We start from the raw sequence: 14,232 nt of genomic DNA, 5'->3' as shown, positions 1-14,232 counted from the left end.
CTGAAAGCTCCGACCTGAATGGACCGCCTCGTTTCCATCGCCGTTCAGCGGCGCTTCCTGATGGTTGGAATGTTCGTCGCCGTCCTGATCGGCGGCCTGATTGCGTTCCGCCAGCTCAACATCGAAGCCTATCCCGATCCGACCCCGCCGATGGTCGACATCGTGACGCAGAGCAACGGCCTGTCGGCCGAGGAGATCGAGCGCTACATCACGATCCCGATCGAGACCCAGGTCGCCGGCATCAAGAATTTGCGGACCATCCGGACGATCTCGCTGTACGGCCTGTCCGACGTCAAGCTGCAGTTCTCGTTCGACTACACCTATGACGAGGCTTTGCAGCAGGTGCTGAACCGCCTGTCGCAATTGTCGCCGCTGCCGGGCAACGTCACGCCGCAGATCTCGCCGCTCAGCGCGGTCGGCGAGATCTATCGTTACCGGCTGCGCGGCCCGCCCGGCTACAGCGTGCTCGACCTCAAGACCTTGCAGGACTGGGTGCTGCAGCGGCGCTTCCGCGCCGTGCCTGGTGTCATCGACGTCACCGGCTGGGGCGGCAAGACCAAGACCTATGAGATCCAGGTCGACTTCAACAAGCTGGTCGCCAACGGCCTGACCTTGCCGCAACTGCTGCAGGCGGTCGGCAACTCCAACATCAATGTCGGCGGCAACACGGTCGAGATCGGCACGCAATCGGCCGTGGTGCGCGGCGTCGGCCTGATCCGCTCGATGGACGACCTCGCCAACACCATGGTGTCGCAGAGCGGCGGCAACCCTGTGCTGGTGAAGGACGTCGCCAACGTCACGGTGGCCGAGAAGCCGCGGCTCGGCATCGCCGGCCTTAACAACAATGACGACATCGTCCAGGGCATCGTGCTGATGCGGCGCGGCGAGCAGAGCTCGCCAACCATTGCGCGCGTCGAGCAGCTGGTCGACCAGATCAACAATTCGACCATCCTGCCCCCGGGCGTCCGCATCGAGCGCATCTATGACCGCAAGGACCTGATCGACACCACGACGCACACCGTGCTGCACAACATGGTGGTGGGCATCGGCCTGATCGTGCTGTTGCAATGGGTGTTCCTCGGCAATCTCAGAAGCGCGCTGATCGTCGGCGCCACGATTCCGTTCGCGCTGTTCTTTGCCGTGATCATCCTGGTGCTGCGCGGCGAGTCCGCCAACCTGCTGTCGGTCGGCGCGATCGATTTCGGCCTGATCGTCGATGCCACCGTGATCATGGTCGAGGCGATCTTCCGGCGCCTCACGCAGACCACGCCGTTGTCGGAGGCGGAGTCGAGCCACATCTCGCCCGAGACGATGATGGGCATGAAGAGCCACGCCATCCTGTCGGCGGCCGCCGACGTGTCGCGCTCGATCTTCTTTGCCGCCGCGATCATCATCGCGGCCTTCCTGCCGCTGTTTACGCTCAGCGGCGTCGAGGGCAACATCTTCGGGCCGATGGCACGCACCTATGCCTATGCGCTGGCCGGTGGTCTGCTCGCCACGTTCACGGTGACCCCGGCGCTGAGCGCCATCATCCTGCCGGCGCATGTCGAGGAGACCGAGACGCGGCTGATGCGGATCCTGCACGCGATCTATGCGCCGGTGCTGCGCTGGGCGGTCGGCAACCGCAACCTGGTGATGGCCGGCGCGATCGGTCTCGTGCTGCTCACGGTGGTGGTGGGCCGGCTGCTCGGCCTCGAATTCCTGCCGAAGCTGGAAGAGGGCAACCTCTGGATTCGCGCCACCCTGCCGCCGACCATCTCGCTCCAGGAGGGCAACGCCTACGTCAACGAAATGCGCAAGATGATCCGCGCGCGCCCCGAAGTCGAGGCCGTGGTCTCGCAGCACGGCCGTCCCGATGACGGCACCGACGCCGCGGGCTTCTTCAATGCCGAGTTCTTCGCGCCGCTCAAGCCGGTCAAGGACTGGCCGGGCACCAAGGACAAGGACCAGCTCACCGCCGAGCTGTTGAAGCAGCTCGACGACCGCTTCCCGGGCGTCGAGTTCAACTTCTCGCAATATCTGCAGGACAACGTCTCCGAAGCGGTGTCCGGCGTGAAGGGCGAGAACTCGATCAAGCTGTATGGCAACGATTTGCAGGCGCTGACCGATACCGCGAACAAGATCAAGCAGGTGCTGTCGACGGTGCAGGGCGTGACCGACCTTGCGGTGTTCACCTCGCTCGGCCAGCCGACCGTGCAGATCGATATCGACCGCGCCAAGGCTGCCCGCTACGGGCTGGCGCCCGGCGACATCAACGCCACCATCAAGGTCGCGATCGGCGGCGACACCGCGGGCGATCTTTATGAGCCGGGCAGCGACCGGCATTTTCCGATCATCGTCCGGCTCGCGCCGGAATATCGCAAGAGCGCCGAGGCGATCGAGAATCTGCGCATCGGCGCGCAGGGGCCGAACGGCATCACGCAGATTCCGCTGAGCGAGGTCGCGACCATCAAGCTGGTGTCGGGCGCGGCCTATATCTATCGCGAGCAGCAGGAGCGCTATCTCCCGATCAAGTTCTCAGTGCGCGAGCGCGACCTCGGCAGCGCCATCCAGGAGGCGCAGCAGAAGGTCGCCGAGCAGGTGCAGCTGCCGGCCGGCTCACGCGTGGAGTGGGTCGGCGAGTTCGGCAATCTGCAGGACGCGATCAAGCGGCTGTCGATCGTGGTGCCGATCAGCCTCGCTTTGATCGGCGTGCTCCTGTGGTTCAATTTCGGCTCGATGGCCGACACCTTGCTTGCGATGAGCGTGATCCCGATGGCGATCTTCGGCGGCGTCGTCGGCCTTGTTCTCTCCGGCATTCCGTTCAGCGTGTCCGCCGCGATCGGCTTCATCGCTTTGTTCGGAATCGCCGTGATGGACGGCATCATCATCCTGTCGCAGTTCAACCAGCTGATCGACGAGGGTGTCGAGCGCATCGAGGCGGTCATCCGCACCGGCGAATTGCAGCTGCGCCCGGTGCTGATGACTTGCGTCGTCGCCGGCATCGGCCTGTTGCCGGCGGCGCTGTCGACCGGCATCGGCTCGCAGGTGCAGAAGCCGCTCGCCATCGTCGTCGTCACCGGCATGATGCTGGCGCCGATGGTCATCCTGATCACATTGCCGGTGCTGATCTCGCTGTTCTCCCGCCGGAGGGCTCGCTAGATCCGCATATGCTCGTCGATCCGCGCGGCTGCACCGGCATCAACAGTGGCGGCATCGACGATCTCGCCGCGCTTGAACACGAGGTAGCGGTCGCTGATCGACAGGGCAAAAGGCAGATGCTGCTCGACCACGATCATGGAGGTGCCGATCTCGCGGCGGACGCGCACCAGCACCTCGGAGAGGCGGTCGACGACGGAGGGCTGCAGGCCTTCGGTGACCTCGTCGAGCAGCAGCACGTCGGGCTTGGCCATCAGCGCGCGCGCCACGATCAGCATCTTCTGCTCGCCGCCGGACAGCGTTCCCGCCCGCTGGCCGAGCCGTTTCGTCAGCACCGGAAACCAGCCGCCGACCTGCTCGAACAGGGCATCGATATCCTTGTCCGACAGCAGACCGAGCCGGAGGTTGTCGCGCACGGAAAGGTCCTGGAACAGCGCATGCTCTTGCGGCACATAGACCAGCCCCATCTTGCGCTTCAGATGCGGCGCCACCCGTGTGACGTCCTTGCCCGAAAGCGTGACACTGCCGCGCCACGCCGGCAGGAAGCCGAGGATGGCCTTGAGCAGCGAGGTCTTGCCCATCCCGTTCTTGCCGACGATCGCCAGCGTCTCGGCTTTCGCCAGCGCAAAGCCGACATTGTTGATCACTTCCGAGGAGCCATAGCCGCTCGCGAGCTCTTTGACTTCCAGCGTCGTGCTCATGCCGGCACCTCCGCATGCGCCACGTGCTGACCGGTGTAGATCTCGCGGACCAACTCGCTGTTGACGACCTCGTCGACCGAGCCGTCGAGCGCGAGCCGGCCCTGGTGCAGCACGATGATGCGCGAGGAGATCTCGCGGACGAAATCGAGATCGTGCTCGACGAGGAGGATGCACAGCCGGTCGCGACGGGCGAGGGTGGTCAGGATATCAGCGAAGCCCTGGCGCTCGGCGCGGGTGAGGCCGGCGGTGGGCTCGTCGAGCAGCAGCACGTCGGGCTCGAGCGACAGCACCATCGCGAGCTCGAGCGCCTGCTTCAGCCCGTGGCTGAGATTGCGCGCTTCCTCGTCCAGCCGTTCGCCGAGGCCGGACCGTTCGACGACCGACATCGCTGCGGGAGGCAGCGCCAAGGTGTCCGAACGCGATGTGAGGGCGGGCGGATCGGCATGAGTCCGCGCGACGCGCAGGCATTCGGCGACGGTCAGCGTCTCGAACACCGACGCCGTTTGGAACTTGCGCCCCAGGCCGAAACGAACGACCCGATCCGGCGGCAGCCGCGCGATGTCGTGGCCTACGATGGCGACGTCGCCGGTCGAGCGCTCGCGGCCATCGGACAGGCAGCGGATCAACGTGGTCTTACCGGCGCCGTTGGGACCGACCAAGCTCAGCAACTCGCCGCGATACGCCGTGAACTCAACGCCGTCCAGCACGGCGAGACTGCCGTAATGCTTGCCGAGCGCGCGTACTTCAATGGCGACGGCATCTGGATTGTCGGCGACGGTGGCGGCGATGGCGGGCTGCAGAACCGTCGTAGCGCCTGCCGAACGCCCGCGCTTGATCAGATGCATCACTGCGCCGAGCAGGCCATCGGGGAACACGAGGATCACTACGATCAGCGCCAGCCCGACGATCAGCTCCCAGACATAGGGCAGGCTGTTGGCGAGATAGGCGCTGGCGACCTCGATGCACAGCGCGCCGATCACAGGACCGATCACCGTGCCGCGGCCGCCGAGCGCGACCATGATCACGAGATTGGTGCCGAAGGTGAAGCTGGCGTTCTCGGGCGCGGCGACCGCACCGAAGCCGGCATAGAAGAAGCCGGCCAGTGCGGAGACGATCGCGGAGAGCACCAGCACGATGATGCGCAGGCGCGACGTGTCGATGCCGAGATAGGTGCAGCGCGCGTCATTGTCGCGCAGCGCCGACAAAAGGCGGCCGGTGTCGCTGCGCATGATGACGAGCGCAAGCACCGCGGTCGCGAGCAGTCCGAGGCCGGCGAGGCGCAGCCAGGTCTCGATCTCCAGGTCAAAGCTCTCGAAGCCGACGAGGCCGCTCGACGAACCGGTGAACGTGCCGCCGGAGTACAGGATCTGCACCAGCACGATCGGCACCACCAGCGAGATCACCGAGGCGTAGAGCGGTGTCGAGCCGGGATAGAACGACAGCCAGCCGGTGAAGGCGGCAACCGCCGCAGCAACGGCCACCGCGGCGCCGATCGCAGCGAAGATCTGCCACGTGCCGAAGCCATATTCGGTGAACATGATTGCGAGCGCGTAGGCGCCGATGCCGAAGAAGGCGGACTGGCCGAAAGTCAGCGTGCCGCAATAGCCCCACATGATGTCGACGGTGATCGCCGCGATCGCGACAAAGCAGGCGCGGACCAGGATGTTCACGAGGTACGTATCGAGCAGCAGCGGCGCGACGAGGATCACGCCGGCGGCGAGCGCCACCAGCAACGCGGGGACGATCAGGCGCGGCATCGCACGGCTCGTTGGGGATGTCGCGGGAGAGACGAGGGGGCGCGCTTCAGGCACGGGCAAAACCCTCCGGCCGGATCCGCAGCACAATCGCGGCGCAGATCGCAATCGTCAGACCACCGAGGATCGGATTGACGAAGGTCGAGACCAGCACCTGCAACGTCCCCAGCACGGCGCAGGACCCGGCCAGCGCCAGCAGCGAGCCGCCGGACACCATGACCAGCATGAAGGCGCCGATCAGCCAGGGCACGCCCATGTTCGGATCGACGCTCGACAGCGGCGTGATGAGCGCGCCGGACAGCGCGGCGAGTCCGCTGCCCAGCGCGAAGGTGATGAGCCGCACGCGCGAGGAATCGACGCCGAGTCCCTGTGCCAGCATTTCGTTCATGATCACGGCCTTGGTCGATAGGCCCAGCCGCGTGCCGTTGAGCAGCGCGGTGAACAGCAGGCCGACGATGACGGCCGCGACGATCATGACAAGCCGGTAGGCCGAATAGTCGGCGCCGAACAGATGCACCGTGCCGGAAATCGGCGCCTGCACGAACTGCACCTCGCGGCCGAACATCAGGGTGATGAGTTGTCCCAGCACGATGCCGAGACCCCAGGTGGCGAGGATCGCATCGAGCGGGCGCTTATAGAGGCGGCGGACGATGACGATCTCGGTGATGCCACCGCAGATCGCACCGGCGATGAAGGCCAGCGGTAGAACCAGGAACCAGGGCAAGCCGAGTTGCGCGCCGACGAGGGCCGAATAGGCGCCGACGGTCAGGAACGCGGCGTGGGCGAAGTTGATGATCTTCATCACGCCGAACACGATCAGGAGGCCGGCGGCAATAATGAAGAGCATGGCGGCCGTCGTGACGGCATCGAGGGCGACGGTCAGCATGATGACTTCCACTTGAGAGAAGCGGGGCGGGCCTCAGGTCCGCCCCGCGGGATCATACCCGATCAGAAGCCAAACGCTCAGGATTTGCCCGGGCACTGCGCGCCGGGATCGACGTTGGGGAAGCTCTGGATCACCTTGACGCTGCCGTCGGGCTGGACCTGGCCGAGATACATGGTCAGCGGCGCATGGCGCTGCTTGTCCATCTTGATCGTGCCGCGCGGGCCGTCGACAGAGACCTCAGCGAGCGCCTTGAGCACCTTGTCCTGATCGGTGCTGCCGGCCTTCTCGACAGCAGCCTTGTAGGCGTAGACGGCCTCATATTGCGGCACCGACAGATCGTTCGGCGTCTTCAGCTCGCCGCCGAACTTCTTGGCCATCGAGGCCAGGAAGGTCTTGTTGGCTGGTGTGTCGATGCCGGTGACGTAGGAAGCAGACAGATAGATGCCGGCGGCGTCAGCGCCCATGCCCTTGGCGGTGCCCTCGTCGACGGCGAGGTTGCCGTAGGGCAGGTTCACGCCGGCGGCGCGGAGCTGCTTGGTCAAAGTGACGTTCGGCGCGCCGCCCGCGGTCGAGGTGATCAGCGCGTCGGCGCCGGAGGCCTTGAGCTTGGAGATGATCGAGGTCCAGTCGGAGCCGTCCATCGGCAGATATTCCTCGCCGACGACCTTTCCGCCCGTATTCTCGATGTACATCTTCGTGAAGGCGAGCATGCCGCGGCCGAAGGCGTAGTCGGAGCCGATCAGGAAGTAGTTCTTCGCCTTCTTCTCCTTGTTGAAGTAGTCGACGATCGGCGGCACCTGCTGGTCCGGCACCCAGGCGTTGACGTAGAGATAGGGGCTGCAGGACTTGCCCTCGTAGAACGAGGTGTAGATGTAGGGCGTCTTGCCGCGGGCGACGATCGGCAGGCCGGCGTTGCGGGCGGCGCTGGTCTCCATCGAGATCAGCACGTTGACCTTCTTCTGGAAGATCAGTGCGTCGAACGCCTTCTGCGCGCCGGCGGCGCCTGAGGCGTCATCGGCCACTTCCAGCTCCAGCTTGCGGCCGAGCACGCCGCCTTTGGCGTTGATCTCCTCGACCGCCAGTTCGGCGGACTGCACGACAGACGGCGCGACGACCGAGTTGGCGCCGGACAGGCCGACAGGCACGCCGATCTTGATCGGATCGGCGGCAAAGGCAGACGAAAGCGCGGTCGCCGTAAGGGCGAGCGCGAGAGAGGTGGTGAGCAAACGCGACGTCATTGATGGTCCTCCATGAATGGTCGAAAACAGACAGGCGAAGTTCTCAGTACCAGCCGCGCTTGACCTCGCTGCCGAGCATCTCGTCGTAGACGTCGGAGCGGCGGTCGCGCAGGACCTGGTTGAAGGCGTTCCAGTTGCGGGCGCGGCGGGCCTCGCCGAGCGCGACGTCGGCGATCACGATCTCCTCCTTGTCGCGACTCGCGGGGCCGGCGACCGGCCATCCGGTGTAGCTGACAATCAGGCTCTGGCCCTCGAACGGCTGTCCACGCTCGACGCCGACGCGGTCGGCGCAGGCGATGAAGATGGAGTTGGAGTGCGCCGCCGCCATCGCCAGGATGTTGGCCATCGCCTCGCGGCCCTCGGCCTGGCCGGGGATCGGCACCCAGTTGGTCGGCACGCAGACGATGTCGGCGCCCTGCAGCGCGTTGAGGCGATAGCTCTCCGGGAACCAGCCATCGTAGCAGATCGCCATGCCGATGCGGCCGATCTCGGTGTGGTAGACGGGGAAGCCGAGATTGCCGGGCTCGAAATAGAGGTTCTCCTCGTTCCACAGGTGCACCTTGCGGAACGTGCCGATATAGCCCTTCGGCCCGATCAGCACGGCGCTGTTGTAGAGCTTCGTCCCATCGCGCTCGCAGATGCCGGCGACGAGGTGCAGGCCGTGCCTGGCCGCGATCTCGCTCCAGGCGGTCACCGCGGGACCGCCTGGAATCGTCTCGGAGGCTGCGAAGGCCTCCTCGCGCGACTTGAACACGTAGCCGGAGGAGGCGAGCTCGGGGAGCACCACGAGCTTGGCGCCTTGGGCCAGCGCCTGTTGAATCAGGTCGAGGCTGTGGGCGAGGTTGGTGGCCAACTCGCCGACCATCGGTTGCATCTGGATGCAGGCGATCCGCAGTTTGCTGTCGTCATCCGTCGTCAAGGCACGAGTCTCCGTTGCGTTCGCGAGGTTCGCGCGCGCCAAACAAAAAGCCCCCGACTGCGCCTTGCGGCGCAATACGAGGGCTGCATAGCCTGATGTGAAATGGCCGACCGGCCATTGGCGGACATGCGATGTCCGCAACGACATCAAGTAACTCAAATGCGCGAAGCGAAGTCAACGCCGTCGCTTGCAAAAATTTGAGGCCGTTGCTGCCCAACGCGTGGGCGCGGCAAACCTCTAGCGGGACACCGGCGCATCCAGCACCCCCAATCCTCCCAGCGTCTCCTGCGCATTGATGATCGAGATCGCGATGTCGGCCATCGCGACGCGCTTCTGCGTCGCCTGCGCGCGGATCAGCTCATAGGCCTCGACCTCGCCGACCTGCTTCAGCCCCATCAGGATCTTGACCGCCTTGTCGACGTCGCGCCGCGCCTTCAACGTCTCCTCCAGCTTCTGCACCTTGCCTTCGAGCCGGCGCGTATAGCCGCGCAGCGAGCGCGCCAGCACCAGCGAGGAGAGGATGCCGAACGAGCGGATCGGCTTGTTGACGACGCCATGCGCATTGCTGTCGAGCAGGCGCTTGAGGATGGTCGGGTTCTCGTAGTCGACGATGGCGATGAAGGTGAGGGGATGCTCGGTCGTGCCTTCGGGGAAGATCATCTCCTCCGAGGTCTCGATCAGCTGGAATACCGTGTCGATGTCGTGCGGGATCGCCGCCGGCGGCGGCCACACGCCGCGCACATTGCAGCCGATGCGCTTCAGCTGGTCGATCAGCGCATCGCCCTCGGCGTCGCGCGGATGGATCACCAGCACGCGGGCGCCGCGTAGCTCCTCGATCAGGCGGCGCACGCCGGGCTTCATGCGGTCATCCGGCCTCATGCGGACAGCGCCTCTTCGCTCAGCCAGCGGCCGCCGATCGGCGACACCGACAGATAGGGGTCCGGCTTGATCGGGCTCTTGCTCTCCCACACGATGTCGAACTCGCCGTCGGCGCGGACGCGGCCGATGCGCGGCGTCGTCCAGACGTGGTTGTTGTCGGGATCGATCCGGATCGGCCCCTCCGGCGCCTCGAGGCTGAGGCCGAGCGCGGCCTCCACCAGTCTCTGCGTGTCGAGGCTACCGGCCTGTTCGAGCGCGCGCGCGAACAGCTTGATCTGCGCATAGGCCGAGGCGCTCCACATGCTGACCGGCGTGTCGGCGCCGAAGGTGGCCGCGAACGCCGCCTTGAAGCGGTCGTTGCTGTCGCGCGCCAGCGTGCCGAAATAGCTCGCCGCGGTCAGATGGCCCGCGCAATACTCCGCGCCGATGGCGCGCACCTCGCCTTCGGCCATGGTGAGGCTCGCGATCGGCAGCCGCTTCGGATCGAAGCCGGCCTGCGCATACATCCGATAGAAGCGCTGCGCGGTGCGGCCGACGATGGTCGAGAACACGACGTCGGGCGCTGCGTCCCTGATCGCGTCGAGGCCGCGCGTCAGCTCGGCGTCGGTGGCTTCCATCGTCACATACTGCTCGCCGACGACGCGGCCGGCATAGGACTCGACGAGGTCGCGCATGATGCGGTTGGATTCGCGCGGATAGATGTAGTCGGAGCCGATCAGATAGACGCGCGGCCCGTGCTTGCGCACGATATATTCGGCGAGCTGGAACGCGTTCTGGTTCGGCGCCGGGCCGGTGTAGATCACGTTCGGGGAGTATTCGAAGCCTTCGTAGAGCGAGGGATACCAGAGCAGGCCGTTGCGGCGCTCGATTGCCGGCAGCACCGCCTTGCGCTCCGCCGACGTCGAGCAGCCGAAGATCACGGAGGCGCCATCCTCGGTCAGCAGGCGGTCGGCGAGCTTGCGGAAGGTTTCCGGCTGCGAGCCCGGATCATAGGCGATGACCTCGATCTCGCGGCCGAGCACGCCGCCGGCAGTGTTGATTTCCTGGATCGCCAGCGCCGTGCCGAAGAAGTGCTCGGACTCCGTGACCTGCATCAGGCCGCTGCGCGAGAACAGCACGCCGACGCGCCAGACATCCTTGTCGGATGATTTTGCGGCCGGTCTCGTCGTCATCATCATGCCTCCAGGTCGACGGGCCGGGGTAGGCCGGCTCGGAAAGCGCTGTTTATTGCGACTTGCCGCGCGGTTGGCAACGGGGCGAGGCGATGTCGGAATCCGAGCTGGTGCAAGGCTCTGCTCACGCCTCGCTGCGGAACCCGCTGCCACCCTCCCCTGGAGGGGGAGGGTCGTCTCACATGAGCGGAGCGAATGTGGGACGGGGTGGGGTGAGTCCCATGGGCGGTCTTTGTGTGGCTCACCCCACCCCGCTCGCCCGCTTCGCGTGCGATCGACCCTCCCCCTCAAGGGGAGGGTGGATGAGATTGCTGCGCGAGCGATCTCATCATCGGACGTCGTTTGCCTCGGCAAGTGTGGGCAGCAACGTGCCTCCTTCTTACTGAGACCAGTCAAGCAGCCGGCGCGCGCTCTCGATCCCGCGGCGCTGGGCGCCCGGGCTGATCCGGATAGCGGGCCCTCGTCAGTGATGAGGGCGCAGGGAATGCCGGGCGCTGGCCGCACCCATGGCCCGCCTGCAAGAAAAAAGCAGGCGGCAGTCACCACAGGTCAGCCGAGACATCCCGGCATTCCCTGCGCGATGGGCTTCACGCTTATACGCGCTCTCCTCGGGGACCGGCTTGTTGACCCCGTCGGCCGCGGAGCTCGTCAGACCTCCGCACACCTTGACCTCGGCACCGGGAGGCCAGGACCACGCGACTTCACGTACGTCAGTGCATCGCTCGTCCGCACATCACGCGCGCCGATGCCCCGACGTCCACCGCATTGCCGGCCCAACGTGTCGTGACGACGCGTACGCCCCTCATCCGGACCGGAACGCGGATGTTATACGCATGATTTGCTGATTTTCGGAAGTGATTTATTTTGGGCGGGCCGCTTGAAACGGGCTTTGTCATTGCGAACGCAGCCGAAAATAGCATTTATGCGCAGGGTCGAAAGCAACGCTCCCGCGTTGACCGTGTCGAGTCGAGTCGGAGGCGCGTTGCCGCCGGGTTCAAAATGGGTGCCGTTCAAAACGCGGCCACACTGGAAAGTCGAGATGCGCAGTTTCGAAGACCGAGTCCTGCTGTTCCTGCTCGCCGTGATCACGTTGTCGCTCGGCTGGATCCTGCTGCCGTTCTATGGCGCGCTGCTGTGGGGCGTGGTCGGCGCGATCGTGTTCGCGCCATTGCATCGCCGGCTGTCGCGGTCGATGCACGGCCGAGATGGACTCGCGGCTGCGATCGTGGTGCTGCTCGTTGTCCTGATCGTGATCCTTCCGTTGTCGCTGATCGGCACGGCGCTGGCGCAGCAGGCGGCCGGCGTCTACGGCCAGGCGCAGGGCGGCCAGCTCGATGTCGGTCAGTATTTCCAGAAGATCTTGGACGCGCTGCCCGGTTGGATCGTCGACCTGCTCAACCGCTTTGGGATCGGCAGCCTGGCTGGTCTGAAGGATCGGCTGTCCGCGCTGCTGCTGCGAGGCAGCCAGGTGATCGCGGGCCAGGCGCTGAACATCGGGCAGGGCACGTTCGAGTTCTTCGTCAGCCTGTTCCTGATGCTCTATCTGCTGTTCTTTCTGCTGCGTGATGAGGAGAGGTTGTCGCGGCGGATCACGGACGCCATCCCGCTGCGCGACGAGCAACGCGACGCGCTGCTTTCAAAATTCATCATCGTCATCCGCGCGACGGTGAAGGGCAATCTGGTGGTCGCGTTGGCGCAGGGCTCACTGGGCGGCTTGATGTTCTGGTTCCTCGGGATCACCGCGCCATTGCTGTGGGCGGTGGTGATGGCGTTCATGTCGCTGCTCCCTGCAGTGGGCGCGGGGATCGTCTGGTTTCCAGTCGCGCTGTATCTGCTGGCGACCGGCTCGATCTGGCACGGCGTCATCCTGATCGCCTATGGTGCGCTCGTCATCGGCCTCGTCGACAATCTGCTGCGTCCGATCCTGGTCGGGCAGGACACCAAGATGCCGGACTATGTGGTGCTGCTGTCGACCTTGGGCGGCATCGAGGTGTTCGGGTTGAATGGCTTCATCATCGGCCCTGTGATCGCGGCGATGTTCATCGCGATCTGGGAGATGTTCACGGTGGTGCGAAGCGAGAATCGCGCGGTGGCCGACGTGGCAAGTCGGGCGGATTAGCAAGCTTATTCCGTCGTAATGTCGAGGAGAGTGTTGCGGCGGGTTACGCTCCGCTATCCCGCCCTAGGAGCTAATTGTCGTTCGCGCCAAAGCGCTCGCCGCAGTTTTCAAAATGTCTTCCCTTCGTCTGTCCGTCAGCATCGTAGAGATAGAGGGTTACAGGACAGCGTTGTGCATTCGCCCATGCAACGGCTTCGGAAACAGACAGGCCATTTCGCTCCTCGTAGTCGATGACTTCGGACACGGGAGCCTCATCGGCTTGGTCGGCATCGCGGCAACTATTGTCGTGCTCGACGGCTTCTATGATGGCGTTGACGGATTTCCACCGGTATGGGCGGCTGCGTCGATCAATGACATTAAAGATCATAAGAGTCCTCGAGCGAGTAGGGTGGATTGGCGGAGCGCAATCCGTCCTACGACCTCACAAATGCATTGCCGGCCAATCGCGCCTGGACCGCCTCTCAAAACCCGTAAAGCCGCGCGGGATTGTCGACCAGGATCTTTTTCCGGATCGCTGCATCCGGTGCCCACACCGGGAGCTGGTTCATCAGGCGGCCGTCATCGATTTGATAGAACGGCCTGACATCCGTCACCTTCAGCTCCGGATGCGGCGAGGAATCCGGGTGCGGCCAGTCGGTGCCCCAGACGATGCGGTCGGGGTTGGCGGCGATGAGCGCTTTCGCAAACGGGATGACGTCGGTGTAATCAGGGCCCTTCGTTGATGCGCGGTAGGCGCCGGAGATTTTCACATAGGCCTTGCCGCTACGGACGAGCTCGACGAGGTCGGAGAAGCCGGGCTGCTCCAGGCCGAGCTCGGACTGGGCGCCGCCGAAATGATCGAACACGGCCGGCACAGGCGACTGCATCACGAGGTCCTTGATCGCGGCGATCATCGGCGTGTTGGTGTAGAGCTGGACATGCCAGCCGCGCGCCTTCATGCGCTCGACCGCGGCCTGGAAGCGGGCGCGGCCGACATTGGGATCGTTGATGCCGCCGGTCGCGAGGTTGAGGCGAATGCCGCGGAAGCCGTCGGCGTTCATCTGATCGAGCTGCGCGTCGGTGGTCTTGTCGTCGATCACGGCGACGCCGCGGGCGTCATTGCCGCGTGCTTTCATGCCGTACAGCGTCGCGGAATTGTCGGTGCCGTAGACGCTCGGCGTCACGATGACGACGCGCTTGATGTGCAGCGCCTTGTGCAGGGCGGCCATCTCCTCCGGCAGGGCCGGCTCGGGCGTGTAGACGCGGCTGGCAGCGAACGGAAACTTCTCGGGATCGCCGTGGATATGGGTGTGGCAGTCGCAGGCGTCAGCCGGGACGTCGAAATCGACCGGCGTGGCGGGCTGCGAGGGCTTGGCACGGGCTGTCGTGGTCATCGTCACTCCGGCGGCGAGCGAGGCCAGAAGCAGGCTGCGGCGGTTCAACATGG

At 65.2% G+C, this 14,232-nt stretch carries 11 protein-coding genes; 2 read left to right on the top strand and 9 right to left on the bottom strand.

Annotation, left to right across the window (positions count from 1 at the left end):
• Window positions 1-18 precede the first annotated feature (18 nt).
• Window positions 19-3,141 carry an efflux RND transporter permease subunit gene (locus ACVILH_RS29490; protein WP_456716023.1) on the top strand — a complete coding sequence of 1,041 codons (3,123 nt, stop codon included), beginning with the start codon at window positions 19-21 and terminating at the stop codon, window positions 3,139-3,141.
• Here ACVILH_RS29490 and ACVILH_RS29485 read toward each other — a convergent pair.
• The 7 genes from ACVILH_RS29485 to ACVILH_RS29455 all read right to left on the bottom strand — a co-directional run bounded on the left by ACVILH_RS29485 (window position 3,138) and on the right by ACVILH_RS29455 (window position 10,687).
• Window positions 3,138-3,839: a branched-chain amino acid ABC transporter ATP-binding protein gene (locus tag ACVILH_RS29485; protein WP_456716022.1), complete on the bottom strand. Its 702-nt coding sequence runs from the start codon at window positions 3,837-3,839 to the stop codon at window positions 3,138-3,140. The genes ACVILH_RS29490 and ACVILH_RS29485 overlap by 4 nt on opposite strands.
• A complete protein-coding gene (locus ACVILH_RS29480) occupies window positions 3,836-5,596 on the bottom strand; it encodes a branched-chain amino acid ABC transporter ATP-binding protein/permease (RefSeq protein WP_456716021.1) in 1,761 nt (586 codons plus the stop codon). Before ACVILH_RS29480 ends, ACVILH_RS29485 begins: the two co-directional genes overlap by 4 nt.
• A 46-nt stretch (window positions 5,597-5,642) precedes the next feature.
• On the bottom strand, window positions 5,643-6,479 hold the full coding sequence (locus ACVILH_RS29475; RefSeq protein WP_456716020.1) for a branched-chain amino acid ABC transporter permease: 837 nt from the start codon (window positions 6,477-6,479) through the stop codon (window positions 5,643-5,645).
• A 77-nt stretch (window positions 6,480-6,556) separates the two neighbouring features.
• Window positions 6,557-7,717 carry a substrate-binding protein gene (locus ACVILH_RS29470; RefSeq protein WP_456716019.1) on the bottom strand — a complete coding sequence of 387 codons (1,161 nt, stop codon included), beginning with the start codon at window positions 7,715-7,717 and terminating at the stop codon, window positions 6,557-6,559.
• A gap of 43 nt (window positions 7,718-7,760) precedes the next feature.
• Complete coding sequence (locus ACVILH_RS29465; RefSeq protein ID WP_456716018.1) at window positions 7,761-8,786, bottom strand: nitrilase family protein; 1,026 nt, start codon at window positions 8,784-8,786, stop codon at window positions 7,761-7,763.
• Between the two features lie 87 nt (window positions 8,787-8,873).
• Window positions 8,874-9,497, bottom strand: a complete 624-nt coding sequence (locus tag ACVILH_RS29460; protein ID WP_011925683.1) for an ANTAR domain-containing response regulator — start codon at window positions 9,495-9,497, stop codon at window positions 8,874-8,876.
• A gap of 14 nt (window positions 9,498-9,511) precedes the next feature.
• Window positions 9,512-10,687 (bottom strand): transporter substrate-binding domain-containing protein, encoded by a 1,176-nt coding sequence (locus tag ACVILH_RS29455; RefSeq protein ID WP_456716017.1) that lies wholly within the window; start codon window positions 10,685-10,687, stop codon window positions 9,512-9,514.
• Between the two features lie 1,039 nt (window positions 10,688-11,726).
• Here ACVILH_RS29455 and ACVILH_RS29450 point away from each other — a divergent pair.
• The gene (locus ACVILH_RS29450; RefSeq protein ID WP_456716016.1) at window positions 11,727-12,806 is read left to right on the top strand and encodes an AI-2E family transporter; all 1,080 of its coding nucleotides are present in this window, start codon (window positions 11,727-11,729) and stop codon (window positions 12,804-12,806) included.
• A 70-nt stretch (window positions 12,807-12,876) separates the two neighbouring features.
• On the opposite strand, the gene ACVILH_RS29445 is transcribed toward ACVILH_RS29450, so the two are convergent.
• Window positions 12,877-13,173: a hypothetical protein gene (locus ACVILH_RS29445; RefSeq protein WP_456716015.1), complete on the bottom strand. Its 297-nt coding sequence runs from the start codon at window positions 13,171-13,173 to the stop codon at window positions 12,877-12,879.
• 94 nt (window positions 13,174-13,267) lie between these two features.
• Complete coding sequence (locus ACVILH_RS29440) at window positions 13,268-14,230, bottom strand: amidohydrolase family protein (RefSeq protein ID WP_456716014.1); 963 nt, start codon at window positions 14,228-14,230, stop codon at window positions 13,268-13,270.
• Window positions 14,231-14,232: the final 2 nt, after the last annotated feature.

Source organism: Bradyrhizobium sp. USDA 4353 (assembly GCF_054063215.1).
This window is presented reverse-complemented; position numbering and strand designations above follow the sequence as displayed.